We start from the raw sequence: 19,503 nt of genomic DNA, 5'->3' as shown, positions 1-19,503 counted from the left end.
TACCCTAGCGATACCGCTAGACAGATGATTATCCGTGAACGGGAAAAACTAGCGGATTTCGCCGACTCAATCCAAGCAATTGAGAGTGACTTCGCCGACGATCCGGCAGGATCTCTCAAGAGACTCATTTCGCGATACCGGCAGCTTACCTTGCGACAGCGTGTCCTCGCTGCGATAGAGAAGTCGCGCACCGAAGAGGTCCCATGGAGCCTTGTTCCAAGCGTAGAGCGAATCTGCAAATGCATCCTTCCAGAACGACCCGTCCTCGTCACAATGAAGCATCAAATGACGTACGAGGTTACCTACAACGAGGACGGTAACGGTCGGATCATTCTCCACCTTCCACTACTCCATCGCGCAAACGCGTTCATGCACGTTCTCATCGGTCATGAACTCTTCCATCCAGCCATAGCCGACTTCCTGAAAGAGGCATGGCCTGATGTGGGCGAAGGCATCCACGTCATATGTGATGACGTCCTAAAACACGAGGAACCGGACCACGCGCTCTTCCAAACGAGACGACTGGATGAACTTGTCACGCGAGCCCATAGGATTTGGAAACGAGGCGTAGAGGAGTTCATGTGTGACATTGGTGCAGCAGCTCTTTTTGGCCCGGCAGCCCTATGGACGATGTCGGGGTATGCCTCGTCGAGCGATCTTGACACCGACCCAACAAGGAATGATTCGTATCCACCATGGAGAAAGAGGCTTTCAGTTGTTTACGACCATGTAGTCGACAACGAACTCGAAAAGCCCTATCTCGACTCCCTATACTCATCCCTGACTCGCGCGAACCAGCACGACCATTTGGATGCGATCAAGAGAAGCATCGCATCTGAGAAAGCGATCATCGATGCAACTCCTTCTGCTCCCCACGATGTGCCCGACGAATTCACTAGCCGAATATACGAGTTCGTATACGCATCGCTGTCACAGGGTAAGAAAGTCGTATCCGACATCGCAAACAAGATCCCAAACCGGTGGGGCACCGTCGTGACCCAAGTTCCAGCTCTCGTTAAGAGGCTGGAACACCTAGTTCCACCATGCGAAGTACTGGACAAAAACGCGGAAACAAGTCCGCCGGCAGAGCTCTCGGCAATCGTGCTTGCATGCTGGATCGAGCGACTACGCCTCGAACAGAAACACGAGCTCAACCTAACGACCTATTCGAGGCTTTGCCGCCTAATGCTGAAGGCTATCGAAGACGCTGAACTTAAACGTGCGTTTCTCAGCAGAGAAGGCCATAGTAGATGTCCGTCATTACAAAGATAGAGTTGTGGAACAAGTTGAATCGCACCAACGATCCATTCGCAATTTCGCCGCTGTTGGATAGCAGCCAAGTAGGCGCGTCGTCAATTGATGTCCGAATTGGGTATCAGTTTATTCTCTTGCAACGGTCAGTTGTCCCAAACATAGATCCTGGAAACAAGAAAACATTTGGGGAATACCTGTACAGGTCACAGCGCAAGGTGCGTGTGAACCGAGGAAGTGAATTCATTATTCACCCTCAGCAGCTTGTCTTAGGTTCGACCCTAGAATATGTTTCCATGCCACATGATCTTGCTGCCATGGTCGAAGGCCGTTCTTCTTGGGGTAGACTGGGCCTCTTAATTGCCACCGCATGCAGTGTCGCACCTGGTTTTAAAGGGTGTATCACGCTGGAACTCGTGAACGACGGAGAAGTACCGATCGTTCTTCGGCCTGGCATGCGAATCGCCCAGCTCGTCTTCTTCTCATGCGAAAAAGAAAGTGACTACCGAAGTGGCTCGAGTCTCCAAGATGCAGACGTGAAGTATGACTGTCCTACCGGCCCAGAATTTAGCAGGATTCACAAGGACGTCGAAGCGTCGTTCTGGTGTTGATTGAACGCACTAGATGCACAATACCACCGCTACTCTCCGATTGGAATTCACAAAGCTGATCTTGGCTCGCGTAGCATCCTCGATGCGATCTCTTATTGCGATCAAAGAGAATCCGCCCACCCCCCCGAGAACACGTTAGTTAGGCGGTTTCACGGAGATTCATCGTCACGCGTTCAATGATTGAGTCAGTCTTACCATTCCCCTGGTCCTGACTGTGGTCAGGACTCACGCGTTTCACACTCTCGAGCCTCGACGTATCCCTCAGTCGGTCCAGCCACGAACGTTTTAGGCGAGAAAGCCCAAAAAGTGGCGTCAATTCTTCAGCACCGATGAAGTGCGCTATTTCGCCCATCTGTTGTAGGATTGTAAACTTTGCCTTTGCATCTGCGAGTGGCATCGCTCCTGTCCCAATCCCACCTTCAGCTGACAACTCAAGGCGAGCGTTCTTCGAATTGGAAATGACCGCGGCCATCTCACCCACGTGCACTACAGAGTCGATCACTACAAAACTGTCGTCCCAAGATCCGGTCTGATAGGCGGAGACAAGGTCTTGCTCCAAAGTGACTCTGTCACTGATCTCCTTTACCAAGCATCGCTTAGCCTGGAACACAAATGCTCCTTGGCTGGTAAACTCAATGACCGCACCGCCCTTCACGGAATCGGCACCAATGGTATTACTCGCGACTGTCGGCGTTGTCTTGAGCAAGACTCCTGACGTAGAGGAATGCGACCAATCGACGGGGTTTCCGCTCTCTCTAGACCCAAAAGCGATTCCCAATTGGGCTAGGCTTGTTCGAAATGTGAATCGTTTGTCTTCAAGTGTCCCAACGTCCCCGAGCGAGATTGGGGCGTTGGGCAACCACGTCGCGAAGTACCCAAACCTCTGATAGAGTCCAGTTACATACTGGTGGTAAATTGTCATCGCGGCCTCACGCTCATGTGAATCGTTCTCCGTAGATGGGCGGATTAACCTGCGCCAGAGGGAAGGTGCGGTCCCAAGAACACACCCTCCCCCCTTGCCGCCCCTGTATTTGTACCACCAGTAGTCCCTGCGTGCAAACTCAACATCCGATTGAGGTAGCCAGCCCGGTGGTTGAGAGGTAATTCTGGGCAAGTCTTGTCCGCTCCTTTCGACCAGACTTCAGTGGAACTCGCAATCACTCTCGTCTACAACCGCGAGCGTCATACCGAGCACTCCTTCCAGCGATGAACGGCGTTAGCCACACAATGAAGACATTTTCGACCAACCTTTTCCCTGTCGAGCGATTCTCCATTGTTTGAATTTCCGATCGCTCGTGCTCCTTCCCGTGACCTCCGGCGGCTGCGCCGCACCGGTAGCGAAGCAACCGGTGCTACCCGGCGCGTTGCCAAGATCCTTCAGCAAAACTCCGTCAGGCAATAGCCTGACCTACAAGAAAGCGCTTTCGCTCAGTGCCGCGAGAGTTGGTTCTTAGCCGCGAACGCGGCGACATCACGTAGCCTGGGGGCGTGAGCCCCAGGTCCGCGAACAATCCGACACCCGAGCCCTTAAGGGGCGGCACTGCTTCGGGCTTGCTGGGCGATGACGTCCCCTCGGGACTCGCAACTCAATGGGAATCCATTCCCACGGCTCACGCCGTAGGCTACGTGATGCCGTCACTTTCGTGACTGATGAACTCGGAAGAAATCGCTCGCCCAGTTCGCCGACGTTTCGCCAACCTTGCCCGCGAACACACCACCCCGCGAGACCGATGCCTCCCTAACGGTCGCGGCGGCAAGACCGCGAAGACGCTCTGGGGTAGAGTCTCATCCGCGCGTCCAACGTCAACCCAAGACCCCGTCAGGCAATGGCCTGACCTACAAGAGCTGCGAAACCGCGTTTTCACAAAGAGAACGGGCCAATCCCTTTCAGGATCGGCCCGGTGGTGACTGTTCAGAGAGCGAACACCTACCTTCCGCCAACCACTACAGGTGATGAGCGAAGGCGGCGATCGTGGGGGCTTCAAGCCGGGCGAAGTCGGCGTAGTACATGTGGATCGCCTCGTCGTGACGGTTCCCCTCGAAGTAGAGGTCCTTGTCAAACGCGAGAGCCTCGTCCACGAGCGTGTGCAACCCGTAAAGCGAGCCGAACGGGGGCACCGCGCCGAACTCGCAATCGGGGAAGAGCTTGTGAAACTCCGCCTCGGTGGCGAGATGGACGTCCCGTGCCGCCATCGCGATCCTGACCTCCTCCAAATCGACGTAGTGGGTCGCCCGAAGGATCGCGACGACATAAACGCCGTCGACTCGCAGTAGCACCGTCTTGGCGATCTTGTCCCCCGGCTGATGAAGCGCATCGGCCATCTCCTGGGCGGAGAAGGTCGGACGATGGGCGACGACCTCGTAATCGACGCCTTGCTCGATGAGGAATTGTTCCGCGTTCATGACGCACCTCCACGGCTTTGGGTGAATACTGACGGAGAAAAGAAATGGCGGGAGGGGACGGCGCTCGAAGATGGCGGATGAGCGATGAAGCGACGCTGGGGACGAATCGCACGGACCAGCGAAAGGCGGCCCGGTCGCGATGGCTGACCACGTTGGAGACTCACGTCCATCGTGCTCGGAGCGTTGGAATCGCTCCCCTCTCGTGAAGACGAAGCGAATGGCCTACCTCTATTGTATCCGACCACAAGGGGCGCGGCGAGAAGGACCGGCCGAGAGAACCTCGCTCATTCAAGGAGATGCTCTCCAATGCCCTCCTTGTCCAAGGGATACCCCTCCAACATCCCCGCTTGCCCAAGAGGGGCAAGAGGGGGGGCGGCGTGTCGGCTCGCGAAGGTAGCTTCGGAACGAATAGGCGTACGGTGCGTTCGTAGTAACTCCCGCATCCACAAGAGCCTCCCTCTAGCTCCCACTCGAAGCCCGCGCAGGGAGCCCCCCTCTAACTCCCCCTTGGACAAGGGGGAGCACCAGAACGACGTGGGGACACGGGCGGCACTCGAAGGAGTCCGGGGTAGCCCTGAGTTTTCTGCCGCGGGTCGCTTAGAATGGCACGGGTACCACCACAGTCGGTTCAGGAAGGAAGCGAAAGAAGATGATTGTCGGCGTTCCCAAAGAAGTCAAACAACATGAGTATCGCGTCTCCCTCTTGCCGGTCGGCGTCGAGGAGTTGATCAATCGCGGGCACCAGGTCGTGATCGAAGCCGAGGCGGGTTCCGGCAGCGGAATCTCCGACGAGGAGTACGCCGACCTCGGGGCCAAGATCGTTCCCAAGGCGACCGATGTCTTCGAACAAGCCGACATGATCGTCAAGGTCAAGGAACCGCTCGAGCAGGAGTGGCCCCTCATCCGGCCGAACCAACTCGTCTTCACCTATTTCCACTTCGCCGCCGACCAGCGGCTGACCCAAGCGATCATCGACTCGGGGGCGACCGCGATCGCGTACGAGACGATCCGGGATCGCCGGGGCCAACTGCCGCTACTGACACCGATGAGTGAAGTGGCCGGGCGGATGAGCATCCAGGAAGGGGCGAAGTACCTCGAACGTCCCTCCCTCGGTCGGGGGATCTTGCTGGGAGGAATTCCCGGCGTCGAACCGGCGACGGTGACGATCCTGGGAGGCGGCATCGTCGGCATGAACGCGGCGAAGATCGCGGCGGGGCTCGGCACGCACGTCATCGTGCTCGACGTCAACCTCGATCGCTTGCGCTACATCGACGACGTCATGCCTTCGAACGTGACGACACTCTTCAGTGATCGGCATACGATCGTCGAGTCGATTGGCCGAGCCGACCTGGTGATCGGGGCGGTGCTGATTCCCGGGGCAAGGGCGCCGCGGCTGATCCGGGCGGAGGACCTTCGGTTGATGAAGGCCGGCGCGGTCATCGTCGATGTGGCCGTCGATCAGGGTGGCTGTGTGGAGACGACCAAGCCGACCTCGCACGCGGAACCGACGTACGTGATCGACGACGTGGTGCACTACTGCGTGACGAACATGCCGGGGGCGGTGGGGCGAACGAGCACGTATGGGCTGTGCAACGTGACGCTGCCGTATGTACTGAGGCTCGCCGATGGTGGACTGGCGGCCTCGGTCGCGGGGGACGCGGGGATTGCCTCGGGAGTGAACATTCACCAGGGCGCGGTGACCAACAGTGCCGTGGCCGAGACCTTCGGCTTCCCCTATCAAGAGGTCGGATCGCTGTTGGCCTGACGCAAGCGCGAATCGCCGCATGTTTTGTCGCAAGCGTATCCAGCATGCCCACGACCCGGAAGAGGTGATGTCGCGTGGCGGCGTCTGCCGGCGATGACATGATCATGGCGCCGAAGAAACAAGAGAAGAGAGAGGGGATTCCCCGACTGATGAGTGCTCCCTTGGCCATCGAGTGGGTTGGCGACATCGACGGCTTCGTCCGTCTGATTGACCAGACCCGGCTCCCGTCCGAACTCGTGCAGATTGATTGCCGTGATGCCGCGACAATTTGGGAAGCGATCAAGATGCTACGCGTGCGTGGGGCCCCGGCGATTGGGATCACCGCGGCGATGGGACTCGTGGTGGGGGCCCGCACTCACGAGTCGCGCGACGGCTTGCGCGAGCACATCCACCAGGTCGCCGACTACTTGAGAACCAGCCGACCGACGGCGGTCAACCTCTTCTGGGCGCTCGACCGCATGGAGCGAGTCGCCGACGCCTGCGAAGCGGAGACGATGCCCCACGAACAGACTCTCGCGCTGCTTCTCATGGAGGCCAAGCGCATCCGCGACGAAGACCGCGAGATGTGCATCGCGATCGGCCAGCACGGCAAGGAGCTGCTCGCGAACGACTCGGGTGTTCTGACGCACTGCAACACCGGGGCGCTGGCGACGGCGGACTACGGAACCGCCCTCTCGGTCATCTTCCACGCCCACGAGGCGAAGAAGAACATCGTCGCGTACGTCGACGAGACGCGACCGCTCTTGCAGGGAAGTCGGCTCACCGCGTGGGAGCTGCAGCAGCGCGGCGTGCCGGCGACGCTGATTTGCGACAACATGGCCGCGACGGTGATGCGGCAAGGTCGCGTGCAAGCGGTGATCGTCGGCGCCGATAGGATCGCCGCCAATGGCGACACCGCCAACAAGATCGGGACCTATGGGCTGGCGGTGCTCGCGAAGGCTCACGGCATCCCGTTCTATGTCGCCGCTCCCTCGAGCACGTTCGACTTTGAGCTCGCCGATGGGTCGGGCATTCCGATCGAGGAGCGCGACAGCCGGGAGGTGACTCACCCGCTGGGGCTCGCGATCGCCCCCGACGATGTCGCGGTCTACAATCCCGCGTTCGACGTCACCCCCGCGGAGCTCGTCGCCGCGTTCGTCACCGAGCAAGGCGTGATCCGTGCCCCCTACGTGGAGAACCTCGCGGCCCTGCGAAAGGACTCCGCATGAGCCTTTGGGCGACAACCTGGTACGAGCTCTGGTTCGGCAACGCTTTTCTGGATCTCTCGCGCAGTTGGACCCCGGCGATCATCTCGTTCTTGCTGCACGACTTGATCGTGATCACGACAATCCCGGTTCTGTTGCTGCGGCGCAAGGAACCGACGTCGACATTGGCGTGGATCTTCGCCATCCTGCTGATGCCCTTCTTCGGAGCGATCTTCTTCCTGATCTTCGGAAACGATCGGCTCCGGCGCAAGCAGCGCGCCCGCGAGGAGAGCCGCAAGAAGCTGCACCGGATCCTGCCAAAGTTCGTGCAAAACCTGGTGTCGCCCATCGATGTTCGGGGGCAGTTGCAACTCTATCGCTTGCTCGACGGCACCGTCGCGACCAATCCCGTCGCCGGCAACGACATCGAGATCTACGCCAATATCCATCGCAACTACGACGACCAGATCCAAGCGATCAACGAGGCGTCGCATCACGTCCACATCGAATACTACATCGTCGAGCCCGACAGCGTCGGCTGGCGCTACCACGAAGCGATGATCGCGGCGGCCAAGCGCGGATGCCAAGTCCGCTTCCTCTACGACGCGATCGGGACGAGAAAGCTGGGCGGTCGGTTCCTGGGCGAACTGCATCAAGCGGGTGTCGAGACCGCCTCCTTCATTCCCGTCAACCTCCTGACGCGGAACTGGATCTTCAATTTTCGCAACCACCGCAAGATCGTCGTCTGCGACGGCAACGTTGGCTTCACCGGCGGGGCCAACCTCGGCGAGGAGTACGTCAGCCAGTCCGAAGTCGGCTGGTGGCGAGACACGCACCTGCGCGTGCGCGGGCCGATCGTGTTGCAACTCCAGCGCGTCTTCGCCGAGGACTGGGCCTTCGCGACCCATCAACACCTGACCGACCCCGTGCTCTTCCCCGACCTCGAGCCCCAGGGAAAGGTCGTCACCCAAGTCGTTCCCGGCGGCCCCGACACGGAGGTCCCGGTCTACCACGAACTCTATTTCAGCGCCGTGGCCAACGCGGTCGATCGGATTCGGATCGTCACCCCCTTCTTCGTTCCGTCCGAGGCGATCACGGTCGCGTTGCAGACCGCCGCCCGCCGTGGGGTCGATGTCGTCGTCCTCGTTCCGAAGAAGAGCACCAAGTTACTCGTGCGATTGGCGGCGTGCTCCTACTACGAGGAGTTGCTCGAGGCGGGGGTGCGAATTTTCGAGTACGAACGGGGATTCGTCCACTCGAAGGTGATGACGGTCGATCGTCGCTGGTCGATCATTGGCACCGCCAACTTCGACAACCGCAGCATGAAGCTCAACTTCGAGGTCGGCGTGGCGATGTGGGACTCGGAAGTCACCCGGCAAGCCGACGAGCTCTTCGACGAGGACCTCCGCGAGAGCACCGAAGTGACGCTTGAGCAGTGGCGAACACGTCCGATCACTCGGCAGATCGCCGAGAATTTCGCCCGTCTCTTCAGCGCCATCCTCTAACGCGGACGGACATCTTACGGAGAGTCGCTCGAGAAAGCATCATCCCCGGCGACGGCATCACGAATCGTCGCGAGCAGTTCGCTCTCGAAGTCGGACTCCTTCGCCAGAATCGTCGCGACCCGCGACTCGAGCCAACCGCGATCCTCGTTCGTGATGTACTCGGACGACACGACGATAACCGCGATCTCTTGCCACCGATCGCGAGCCTTGAGGGCGCCGATCAACTCGAAGCCATCCATCACCGGCAACCGCAGTTCCAACAGGATGACGTCGGGGATGTTCTCCTCGATCTGTTGGAGAGCCTCGCGACCGTTGCCGCACGTTCCCACTTGCCACTCCTGAGCCCGAAGGGTGCGTGAGACGCGTTCGATGAACTGCTGATCATTGTCGACGATCAGGCAGCGGCCCTTGCCCTTGCCGCCAACCAAGCGTTCCAGCATCCGCAGCAAGCGATCCTGCTTGATCGGTTTGACCAAGTAGTCGACCGCCCCGAGAGCGTAGCCCATCCGCTTCTTGTCGCTGACCGAGACCACCACCACCGGGGTATTGACGAGGGCGGCATCGGCCTTGAGCGTGTTGAGGACCGACCAGCCGTCCATCTCGGGCATCAGTAGATCGAGCATGATCAAGTTGGGCGGCCGCTGGCGGGCAATCTCGAGCCCCTCCTTGCCGGAGGAGGCGACATCGACTTGATAGCCGGCGCGACCGATCATCCGTTCGAGCAAGTCCCGCGAACCGGAGTCGTCGTCGATCACGAGCACGCGCCCTCGTTTCGCGATGGAGGATTGCGGATGCACGACCGAGTTCGCCGTCGGCTCGGAGAGATCGTCGACGGAACGCTCCTCCTCGACCGGACAAGGCAGACGAACGGTAAAGGTCGATCCCACGCCTGGCTCACTTTGGGCGGAGATGTCGCCCCCCATCAATTGGCACAGCTTGCGGGAGATCGCCAAGCCGAGCCCGCTTCCGCCGAGGTCCGAGGTGGTTGTCGTCTCGGCTTGTTCGAAGGGCTCGAAGACCCGCGCGAGCTGCTCCTCGTTCATGCCGATGCCGGTGTCGGTGACTTCGAACTGGATCGCTCGCCCGTCATCGACACCCGCGAGCCAAACGCGGAGCCAAATCTCCCCCTCGTGGGTGAACTTGCTGGCGTTGCCGAGCAAATTAATGAGCAACTGTTTGAGTTTGGTGACGTCGGCGCGGATGCTTCCGATGTTCTCCGAGAGTTCCACGACCAAACGATTGGCGTGGTGCTCGACGACGGAGAACATCGTCTCGGCGACATCGTCGACCAGCCCCTTGACGTCACACGTCTCGAGGTAGAGTTCCATCCGACCTGCCTCGATCTTCGAAAGGTCGAGGACATCGCTGACGAGATGCAAGAGGTGTCGCGACGCTTTGAGGATGCGCTCCAAGTCGGGCAAGTAGGCGTCGTGGCCGGCGTCGGTCGCGTCCTCGTAGAGCATCTCGGAATAGCCGATGATGGCGTTCATCGGTGTCCGCAGTTCGTGACTCATGTTGGCGAGAAAGGCGGACTTGGCGCGGTTGGCGGACTCGGCTTGTCGTCGCGCCGCTTCGGCCGCCTCGGCCCGCTGCTTGAGAGAGAGGCTCGAACTGAGTAGGTCGACGACCCCGCGCAAGGCCGCGATCTCGTCGCCGCCATGGAGCCTTTCGCGCTCGGCTTGCTCCTGTTCGTGACCGGCGACGACGCCATGATCGCGCCGAACCGCCAAGAGCCGTCGCATGATCGAACGCAGCGGACCGATCAAGCGTTGATTCAAGAAAACGAAAGAGGAGATCGAACTGATGACCAGGATCAGCGCCATCGTCATGACAACCTGGGTGGTGACCGCGTTGGCCGGCTGCGTGACGAGTCGGTCGGGTGTCACCAGGATGATCTTCCAGTAGGTGTCGGGCATGAGGTAGATGGTCGCCGTCGACGGCTCGCGGAGGAAGGGGTCCTCCGAAAGGCGAAGTTGATGCACGACGACTGGCAACCGGTTGTGACCGTTGTCTTGATCGGCAACGGTGGCGGAAGTGAGTTCGGCTTGTTCGAGCGTCGTTCCCGGAACGGTCAGGACCAAGGCTTCGACGAGCCCGTCGTCGAGTTCTCCCTTGGAACGTGCCGTGGCGATCAGACGCTGGTTGATCTCCGAGAGGAGATCGACCACTTCGCGAAAGATGGGATGAGCCGTCGCGAACGCATCGATCGTCCCCTGCGACAGGGGAGCTCCCGAGGGACCGAGAGGAACATCGTCGTCGAGCTGGGACACCGGGAAGGACAAGAAGCGATTGTCGCGATCCAGGGCGATCGCATATCCACCGAGTTGGGAACTGGCGACATGCAAAAACGTATCGATCTCACCGAGGTTCGCATCGATGGTCGCGCAGCCGACGAACTTGTCGCGATTGAGCATCGCCTGCGAACAGGTCACCATTGGCTTTTTCGTATGGGGATCGAAGTAGGGCTGGGACCAGTAGCATCGCCCCTGGGGAAAGAACCGCGTCGGGACGTACCATTCTTCCTTGTAGTACGGGGTTCCCCCCGGCTGGTTGTAGTCGTCCAAGTACGTGAACGCATCGTTCTTTCCCCGACTCCAGAAGAAGCTGTGACGGTCCTTGCTGGCGTCAAAGGCTCCGGGGGCCGGCCAGATGCCGCCGCTGAGCACGAGGTCTTGACCGGCGTTGCTCGAAAGGACCTCCCCGGCGACCCGTTTGATCAAGGCATCGTCGCGAGGCAACACGGCACCGAGCTTGGCCAACGATTCGGTCAAGCTCTCCACCACGTGCAGCTTGCCGCTGAGTTCGATGGCGATCTCGCGACCTGTCTGTTCCACCAGTCGGTTGGTCGTGGAGACGAGCGTCTGCCGCCCACCGGTCCGCATGATGATGAACACGGCGATGATGTTGATCAGCAACACGCCCGCGAGAAAGAGCGACATGCTCCAGCGCAGACTATAGCGCCATGTCACCAGAGGGCGTCGGGATCGCGCTTGGTCGTCGTGTGCGAGGGCTTCGTCCGGCATACCCAGTCCAGACCGAGGAGCATTAAAGGTGGGCCAGCGGCGGGCCCGCGGCGCTGACGCCGCCGGGGCATTCTAGAAACGAACCCTCATCGTCGCCCCTCCCTTTTGGCGAGGAGCCCGAACACGGGGCAATCCGATCACTCCCCCTTGTCCAAGGGGGAGTTGGTGGGGGTCTTCTTCCCACCCATCTCCTTCCGCAACGCCATGCAACCTTCCCGAGCCGAAACGCCGCCCCCCCCTCTTTCCCCCCTTGTCCAACTGAGTATCGGGCACATCGTTGTGGAGGCGGGGGCTGGCGGTGCTTGAGGATTCGTCGAAATGCCCGTTTGGTCAGCTCGCTTTTGGGAACGGCGGGGCCCATGGCGGTCGTTGGCTCGAGATATCGGGCATTCGAGCTGTTTGGGGCGGCTTGCACGCGTTGCTTGAGAAGCTTTGGTTGGAGAAGAGAGGGCTGGAGACAGCGGTGGGCGCAAGGGGCAACGCGGGCCTGCGGGGTTCGAACGGTACGCGCAAGCCGGTCCGAGGTCGCGGCCCCATGAGCCGGAAGTGGGAACTGCCGGGTTGGAAAGAGACTCGGTTAGCGGTAACCGTTCACGGTTTGGTGACAAGGGATGGGCAGGGTCGCGATCGGAAATGAGCGTCGACGGCGTCGGTGAGGTAGGTGAAGAGGTCGCGGGATTGTTGTCGGCAGGTCTCGATAACGGTCAGTGTGGTTTCGACGAAGCGACTGCCGGCGTTGCTCTGAGTGCCGAAGGAGAGCTTCCTCCAGATCACGGCGTGACGTAGCGAACGTTCGCTGAGGTTATTGGTCGGGTCGACGCCATCTTGGTCGAGAAAGGTCCAGAGCCATTCGCGATGGTCGTAGAGTTCCCGACACATGCCGATCAGTTTCGGGTTGCCGCTAAAGAGACCGCGCAGCAGCAAGTGCTCGATCTCGCGACGAACGGGAGCCAGACGATGTTTGAGTGTTCGGCGTGTGATGGTTCCGTCTCGGCAGCGTGCCCATTCGCGAAAGAGTCTTTTCGTCGGTCGCATCAGGTCATGACCCAGGCGTTTGACTTGACAGTCGCTGCTGTCGATCAAGGCTTGGAAGTCACGCTTGAGATGAGCCCAACACCACTGCAGGCGGCCAAGCTGCCAGTACATCTTGGCTCGGTCACACATCACGACGCCCGAGAAGTTCTCGCCAAGCAGTTCGTTCAGCACGGTAGCCGCCCGCGAGCCACGCATCGTGAAGAGGGTGAAGGTGCTGGCCACGAAGGTCCACAACCATGCCTTCTGACCCGCTTGTTTGGTCGGCGTCTCGTCGGCCCCCAGTTGTGGTTGAGTCGGGAGGGTCGTCGCCAGTTCGTCGTAGGCCGGCCGCAAGGCTTCGGTGATGATCGCCTGATGTTTCACCGTCAAGCCGACGCTGCAAGGCTGACCAAGCAGCGACTCGAGAAACAACGCCGTGCGGCGTTTGCTTTGGCGGAAGCAAGCCATCAGCAAACCGCTCAACGCGATCAGACGCGGTCCGGATTGCCCGGTCGGTACCCCTTCGGGCAGGGGAGCACAGGTGCTCTCGCCGCAGCAAGGACAAGCGAGTCGATGACGACGGTACTCGTAACCGTTCACGGATTGGTGACAAGGGATGGGCAGGGTTGCGATCGGAAATGAGCGTCGACGGCGTCGGTGAGGTAGGTGAAGAGGTTGCGGGATTGTTGTCGGCAGGTCTCGATGACGGTCAGTGTGGTTTCGACGAAGCGACTGCCGGCGTTGCTCTGAGTGCCGAACGAGAGCTTCCTCCAGATCACGGCGTGACGTAGCGAACGTTCGCTGAGGTTGTTGGTCGGGTCGACGCCATCTTGGTCGAGAAAGGTCCAGAGCCATTCGCGATGGTCGTAGAGTTCACGACACATGCCGATCAGTTTCGGGTTGCCGCTAAAGAGACCGCGCAGCAGCAAGTGCTCGATGTCGCGACGAACGGGAGCCAGACGACGTTTGAGTGTTCGGCGTGTGATGGTTCCGTCTCGGCAGCGTGCCCATTCGCGAAAGAGTCTTTTCGTCGGTCGCATCAGATCATGCCCCAGGCGTTTGACTTGGTGGTCGCTGCTGTCGATCAAGGCTTGGAAGTCACGCTTGAGGTGAGCCCAACACCACTGCAGGCGGCCAAGCTGCCAGTACATCTTGGCTCGGTCACACATCACGACGCCCGAGAAGGTCGCGCCAAGCAGTTCGGTTAGCACGGTAGCCGCCCGCGAGCCACGCATCGTGAAGAGGGTGAAGGTGCTGGCCACGAAGGTCCACAACCATGCCTTCTGACCCGCTTGTTTGGTCGGCGTCTCGTCGGCCCCCAGTTGTGGTTGAGTCGGGAGGGTCGTCGCCAGTTCGTCGTAGGCCGGCCGCAAGGCTTCGGTGATGATCGCCTGATGTTTCACCGTCAAGCCGACGCTGCAAGGCTGACCAAGCAGCGACTCGAGAAACAACGCCGTGCGGCGTTTGCTTTGGCGGAAGCAAGCCATCAGCAAACCGCTCAACGCGATCAGACGCGGTCCGGATTGCCCGGTCGGTACCCCTTCGGGCAGGGGAGCACAGGTGTTCTCGCCGCAGCAAGGACAAGCGAGTCGATGACGACGGTATTCCGTGATCATCGGCTTGATCTCGGGGAGTTCCCACACTTGATGCCGCAACGGATCGGAGTCCTCTCCCGTCAGCGGTGTGTCGCAACGCCGGCAGGTCTTCGGCAGCAGCGTCACGACTTCCTGGCATTCCTCGGTGGGAACCAAAGAACGTTCGTGTTTCTTATGACCTGGTTGGCCACCACGCTTACGCTTCGATCGCGGCGCCTTGCGTGGTGTCTTGGCATGCGGATGCTGACAGCCGGGAGGCAGCGACGAGTTCCGCGGGTTCTTGGGAGGGCCAAGTGTCTCTTCCAATTCCGCGATTCGCAGCAGCAACGACTCGACGAAGGCACGCACCTCCGGCGTCATCTGGGCCGCGAGTTCAGGAGGTATCTTCGACTTCCCTGTCATGAACGAATTCTCTCACGACTTCCCTTTCGTGAAAAGACCAACTCACAGGGTGTGAACGGTTACATTCTTGCGAGTTGTCGTGAGCAATAAGAGTTTCTTCGGCCAAGAGGAATTCAAGTCGGTATCGTTCGAGAAGAATGAGGAAATCAATGGCCATTTCTATTTGATTTCGTTCACATCGAGTTTCCCGGAGGACATCAGCATGCCCGAGGATGTCAAACGATCGCTTGAGACCATCGAAGTAGCACTCTGACTACCAATGTCGAAGTTCCAGTACCATTCGTTTCCGAATTAAGGATGTACGAGATCTGGATCCCGAATGCTGTCTATCCGAGTTTGCTGGAAGCTCTCGATTGACGTCGGTGCGATGAGTTCGGTTGCATCGTCGACTCCAAGGATAGTCCTCGGGATGGTGGTCGTTGGTTGACAGATCCTCGGCCTGCCGGCGATGAGTGAGCGTTGCAACGGTGGCGTGTGAGAGAAGCAGGAACCGATGACGATGGCGAATCGGTCACCGATCAACTGGGGGTGGCGGCATGGGCGCGGCGTTGGGCTCGGCGGGCGCGTTTGCGGTCGGCTCGTTGACAGGCTTCGTCGGCGCGCTCTTGGAGACGATGCTGGGGGTGCTCGTCGATCCAACGGTCGGGTAGCAACGAAGGGAGATCCGAAGCCGGAGTGGTCGGCAGGCGGGTGTAGACATCGCGGAGGTAGGCGAAGGGATCGACGTGATGGCGGTTGCAACTCTTGGTCAGCGTGAAGAAGGTGGCGGCGGTCTCGCCTCCTTGGCTGTTGCCGAAGAAGAGCCACGCCTTGCGGCCGAGGACGGCGTACTTCAGCGCCGCTTCGGTGCGGTTGTTGTCGATGGGAATCGCCCCATGGTCGAGATAGCACGCGAAGGACTGCCAGCGGTTGGTCATGTAAGCGATGGCGGCGCGCAGCTTCGATTTCGGAAGCTCCCGCTCGTGCTGCTCGAGCAGCCACTGATGGAACTCGGTCACGATCGGCTTGGCGCCGCGTTGTGACACACTACTGTCACGGGCGCGATCTTCGATGTCGTAGAGCCGCTGGAAGTAGCCCAGGGCGGTGTGCGTCCGCACGCTCGGCGCGCTGAAGTGGATCTCCTCGAACTTACGGCGCGCATGAGCCCAGCAACCGACGGGGACGATCTGGTCGTCCGCCGCGGCGATTCGCTCGTAGCACGTGTAGGCATCCGACTGCAAGTAACCCTGGAAGCCGGCGAGGAATTGTTCCGGACCATCGCGGCTGCGGTCGGGCGTGAAGTGGAAGCAGTCGTAGGGATGGGCATTGTCGCCGACGGTGCTCCAGAGATAGGTCTTGGTGCAGCCAGGCGGCTCGCCCGCCAACATCTTGACCGGCGTTTCATCGGCGCCCAGCACCTCGGATTGCAACCCCAGCCGACGCATCAGTTCGACTAACGGCGCGACCGCCAAGGCCAGGGCGAAGAGCCAACGCTGCTGCGTGCCGCGGCCGATGCGGCAGCCGTGGCGCGAGAGGATGTCCTCTTGTCGATAGTAGGGCAGATGATCGGCGAAGCGACTGGCGGTCAGATGAGCCCAGAAGCCGGGGCCGGCGTAAGCGTCGATCAACTGGGGCGGCTTCGTTGCCGAGACGATCGTCGTCTCGCCCGATGCTTCGTCGCGAACGATCACCTCTTGGTAATGTTCGATCACATGGATCGAAGCGGGCGTGAACTCCAACTGCTCGCTGGTCTTCTTGAAGAACCGCCGGGCGGTCGGGTCGTTCCTCAACTCCTCGGGAACCTCTTGCTCGTCGAGTTCGTGACGGACCGTCTTGCGCGGCAGCAACTCGGGGAAGAGACGCCGGCCGCGTCCCTTGCTCGTGCGGCGTTCCGGTGACGGTTCGTCGTCATCGCTCTCGTCGTCGTCGCCGGAGCCTGAATCGTCGTCCGCCCCGACGATTGTCGAGTCGAACAAAAGCCCCTGCTGGGAATCGTCGACGAAGCGTTCCCGCCGCCGGCCGTACAAGGTCCGCTTGAGCAAGTCGACGTCGCTCTGCAAGCGATCGATCGTCTCCTGCTGCTGAGCGATGATTGCTTGTTGTTGGGCGATGGTCTCTTGCTGCTGGGCGATGACGGCGGCTTGCCGTCGGCGCTCCCGATCGAGTTCGAGGATCAACTCGTGGCAGGCGTCGATATCGTGGGGGAGGTTCACGTCGAAGGCGTCCATCAAACCGATCTCAGTTGTCGCGGGGACACCCTAGCACGTCGACATCGGAGGCGCCAGAGCAGTTTCAGCGATTTCGACGGAATGACGAGAAAGCCTGCGAGTCCTCCTCGTCGCTGCCATCACCATGACATCGTTGTCGCTCGCGAAGAGAACGCCAGGGTCGATCGTCCAACGAGATTGGCAAGCGAAGAACCCTGGGTCCGAGGACAACCGAAGACAAGACTCGGTTTTGGTCGCGTGCCGTCCCATGGCTTCCAGTCTCTCGCCGCCGTGACGGGGAACTGGCGTCACGAAGGAGCAGCGGCGCGTCCTGGCTCCGCGGAGCGGCACGCATCATTCGGGAAAGAGCGAGGGGAAGTCACGAACGACGGGACGACGTCGCGTCACGGTGCTGATCGGAGACTTGAAAGCGCTTGCGATGCCGGACCGAGGAGAGGTCGATGCCCTCGAGAATGAGTGACAATTGTCCGGCAGTGATCTCGAGGCCGGCCTCATCGTCGGCCGCCTGGGCGTCGGGAAGCTGATAGCTCCCTTCCTCCAACTGCTGATACCAAATGCAATAGCCGACGCCGCCCCAATAGAGAACCTTGATCCGATCTCTGCGGCGATTGATGAAGACGAACAGGTGGCCCGAAAGCGGATCTTGCACGAGCACCGACTCCGCCAAGGCGATGAGTCCGTGAAAGCTCTTACGCATGTCGACCGGTTCCCGAGCCAGAAAGATCCGCACCTGGTGAGGGATCGACCACATGCTCAGCCCTCCTCGACGCTCTCGAGGGCCGCAAGCACTTTGCGCAACGCGTCGCTGTCGACTTGAGCCGGCGCTCGCACGATGTAGCCTCGGGGATGAACGATCTCAATCACGCTCGTCGATTCGGAGACCATCCGCAACGCGACGAACGGCGACGGACACGTCCCACCGCCATCGACCGCAGTCGAACGTTTCCCTTTTCGATCGCGTCGCTGTAGCTCACGCCGCCAACCGTAGAATGACGCCTCCGAGATCCCATCTTCCCGGCAGAACACCCGAACGCCCCGCCCGCTCTCCTCTTGCCGACGAACGACCTTCCGCCAATACGCTTCCTTCTCCGCACAACGAACTCGCATCTTCCGCCTCGCGACAAACCAGGGCCAACCAACCCAAGCCTACCGCAACCCACAAGACGCCACCGTTGCAACGCTCACCCTCACGCGTCAACTGGCCCGCGAGATCGAAGGTGTAGTCGTAGTCGACCAGGAGTTGGTCGAGTGAATCGCGGTGGGTGAGGTCGGTCAGCCGGCCGACATCGTCGTACTCGAAGAGCGTGTTGCCCACGGCCGAGGTCTGGTCGATCGACGCGAAGCGATCGGTCCGTGTTCGTTCGCCACGAGCGTTCCGAGTGCATAGGCTGTGCGCTGTCGGAGCGAGTCCGGAGATGCAGCCGAGCTGTCGATTGGGCGTCGATCTAGGAAATGTTTGGCCCGTTGACTAACCGGGTCTTCGGAGTTACTTCCTCTTGACGAAACGCTTCCAGAGTTTCGGATAGAGCTTCGGCAAGTCGTCTTCCTGCCACGGTTCGCCCGTGAGTTCCTGGGGAACATCGCGCACATGATCGTAGATGTCGCCGCCATCCTTGCTGCTGTAGGCCTCCGGGGCTGCGTAGAGCAGTAGCTCGCATTCGACGTTGTCGCCAGGTTCAATTGCCTCGGCCGCCTTTTCCGGTGCGTCGAGCCAACGCTGATAGGCTTCGGATCCCTGTGAGATGATCCATGCGCGGAAGTACTCGAATCCATCGTCAGAACCAAACCCGCCATTGACGATGGCCGCGATCGCCCAGAGATCTTGGCGATAGAGTTTGCTCATCCGCTCGCTCAAGATGTTTTGGAAAGTTACGATGCTTCGTTTGCCGAACGACTCAAGCTTCTCTACGAGTAGCCCCGGAAAGTCCTCGTCCTCTTCGGCTTGGTCACGACACGTCGATATCACGTCCCAGAACACCTCTTCAGACATCTTTCGTCGGTCGGCTGGAAAGCGACTCTTGGGCTTGCGCTCCTGCCGAAGATTCTCGAGAATAGATGCCACTCCACTCGCTTCCTTGTCATCCAGCGACAAGTTCATTGATCTAAGGTACCCATGTATGGCACGCTCGGCAAAATACTTGTGTTTGGCCGAGTACAGCTTCGAAGCTTCTAGATCCTTGTCAGACATGTCCTTTAGTTCGCTTCTCGATGGAAGCGACCCATAGTACTCCCTGGCTCTCTTCTTGATAAGGCGACTCCACATACGCTTGATTTGTTGGGTCATTCCATTCTCTCGTAACACGGACTCGAGCATGTCAATCATCCGGCTACGCTCGTCGCTAATTCCATTTGGTTCGCGGAGATTGAGCGCGTCAATGTCCACCAATCCATCAACCAACAAAGAGAATCTCCCCTCGGACAGATATCGGTTGAATACATCATGGACGGCTGTGTCGATTGCTGTCGAATACGTGAAGTCGCTCCCCATTCGCTTCCCTTGAGCCGCCCATTCGGCAATCAATTCGTCTGTTCGTATCGACCTG

General features: G+C 59.9%; 15 protein-coding genes. 6 read left to right on the top strand and 9 right to left on the bottom strand.

Annotated elements, in window-relative coordinates:
* Positions 1-24 precede the first annotated feature (24 nt).
* Entirely contained in the window at positions 25-1,272 is a 1,248-nt protein-coding gene (locus Pan216_RS02235; protein WP_145254205.1) for a hypothetical protein, read from the top strand.
* Complete coding sequence (dcd, locus tag Pan216_RS02230; protein WP_145254203.1) at positions 1,251-1,862, top strand: dCTP deaminase; 612 nt, start codon at positions 1,251-1,253, stop codon at positions 1,860-1,862. Before Pan216_RS02235 ends, dcd begins: the two co-directional genes overlap by 22 nt.
* A gap of 139 nt (positions 1,863-2,001) precedes the next feature.
* Here the strand turns inward: dcd and Pan216_RS02225 are convergent, their stop codons facing one another.
* A complete protein-coding gene (locus tag Pan216_RS02225) occupies positions 2,002-2,568 on the bottom strand; it encodes a hypothetical protein (RefSeq protein WP_145254201.1) in 567 nt (188 codons plus the stop codon).
* Between the two features lie 1,238 nt (positions 2,569-3,806).
* A complete protein-coding gene (locus Pan216_RS02220) occupies positions 3,807-4,265 on the bottom strand; it encodes an aminoacyl-tRNA deacylase (protein ID WP_145254199.1) in 459 nt (152 codons plus the stop codon).
* A 649-nt stretch (positions 4,266-4,914) separates the two neighbouring features.
* On the opposite strand from Pan216_RS02220, the gene ald reads away from it, so the two are divergent.
* The 3 genes from ald (at position 4,915) to cls (ending at position 8,719) form a co-directional block, all read left to right on the top strand.
* Complete coding sequence (ald, locus tag Pan216_RS02215) at positions 4,915-6,030, top strand: alanine dehydrogenase (RefSeq protein ID WP_145254196.1); 1,116 nt, start codon at positions 4,915-4,917, stop codon at positions 6,028-6,030.
* 149 nt (positions 6,031-6,179) lie between these two features.
* Complete coding sequence (mtnA, locus tag Pan216_RS02210; RefSeq protein ID WP_145263557.1) at positions 6,180-7,238, top strand: S-methyl-5-thioribose-1-phosphate isomerase; 1,059 nt, start codon at positions 6,180-6,182, stop codon at positions 7,236-7,238.
* Positions 7,235-8,719: a cardiolipin synthase gene (gene cls / locus Pan216_RS02205; RefSeq protein WP_145254193.1), complete on the top strand. Its 1,485-nt coding sequence runs from the start codon at positions 7,235-7,237 to the stop codon at positions 8,717-8,719. Before mtnA ends, cls begins: the two co-directional genes overlap by 4 nt.
* A 14-nt stretch (positions 8,720-8,733) precedes the next feature.
* Here cls and Pan216_RS02200 read toward each other — a convergent pair whose 3' ends face one another.
* The 3 genes from Pan216_RS02200 to tnpC (Pan216_RS02190) all read right to left on the bottom strand — a co-directional run bounded on the left by Pan216_RS02200 (position 8,734) and on the right by tnpC (Pan216_RS02190) (position 14,753).
* Positions 8,734-11,742, bottom strand: coding sequence for a response regulator (locus Pan216_RS02200; protein WP_145254190.1), 3,009 nt, complete (start codon positions 11,740-11,742; stop codon positions 8,734-8,736).
* A gap of 591 nt (positions 11,743-12,333) precedes the next feature.
* The gene (gene tnpC, locus Pan216_RS02195; protein WP_419193175.1) at positions 12,334-13,356 is read right to left on the bottom strand and encodes an IS66 family transposase; all 1,023 of its coding nucleotides are present in this window, start codon (positions 13,354-13,356) and stop codon (positions 12,334-12,336) included.
* A complete protein-coding gene (gene tnpC, locus Pan216_RS02190) occupies positions 13,353-14,753 on the bottom strand; it encodes an IS66 family transposase (protein ID WP_145254184.1) in 1,401 nt (466 codons plus the stop codon). Before tnpC (Pan216_RS02190) ends, tnpC (Pan216_RS02195) begins: the two co-directional genes overlap by 4 nt.
* Positions 14,754-14,832: 79 nt before the next feature.
* Here tnpC (Pan216_RS02190) and Pan216_RS28000 point away from each other — a divergent pair, with 79 nt between their 5' ends.
* Entirely contained in the window at positions 14,833-15,006 is a 174-nt protein-coding gene (locus Pan216_RS28000) for a hypothetical protein (RefSeq protein ID WP_419193174.1), read from the top strand.
* Between the two features lie 265 nt (positions 15,007-15,271).
* On the opposite strand, the gene tnpC (Pan216_RS02185) is transcribed toward Pan216_RS28000, so the two are convergent.
* The 4 genes from tnpC (Pan216_RS02185) to Pan216_RS02170 form a co-directional block, all read right to left on the bottom strand.
* On the bottom strand, positions 15,272-16,960 hold the full coding sequence (gene tnpC / locus Pan216_RS02185) for an IS66 family transposase (RefSeq protein ID WP_145254181.1): 1,689 nt from the start codon (positions 16,958-16,960) through the stop codon (positions 15,272-15,274).
* Positions 16,961-17,318: 358 nt separating this feature from the next.
* On the bottom strand, positions 17,319-17,711 hold the full coding sequence (tnpB, locus tag Pan216_RS02180; protein WP_145254178.1) for an IS66 family insertion sequence element accessory protein TnpB: 393 nt from the start codon (positions 17,709-17,711) through the stop codon (positions 17,319-17,321).
* A gap of 2 nt (positions 17,712-17,713) precedes the next feature.
* Positions 17,714-18,067 (bottom strand): IS66 family insertion sequence element accessory protein TnpA, encoded by a 354-nt coding sequence (gene tnpA, locus Pan216_RS02175; RefSeq protein ID WP_145254175.1) that lies wholly within the window; start codon positions 18,065-18,067, stop codon positions 17,714-17,716.
* Between the two features lie 379 nt (positions 18,068-18,446).
* Positions 18,447-19,481: a DUF4240 domain-containing protein gene (locus Pan216_RS02170; RefSeq protein WP_419193173.1), complete on the bottom strand. Its 1,035-nt coding sequence runs from the start codon at positions 19,479-19,481 to the stop codon at positions 18,447-18,449.
* Positions 19,482-19,503 lie beyond the last annotated feature (22 nt).

Source organism: Kolteria novifilia (genome assembly GCA_007748055.1).
GTDB lineage: Bacteria > Planctomycetota > Planctomycetia > Kolteriales > Kolteriaceae > Kolteria > Kolteria novifilia.
Note: the sequence above shows the minus strand (reverse complement) of the source record. Positions and strands in the feature narration are given on the sequence as shown.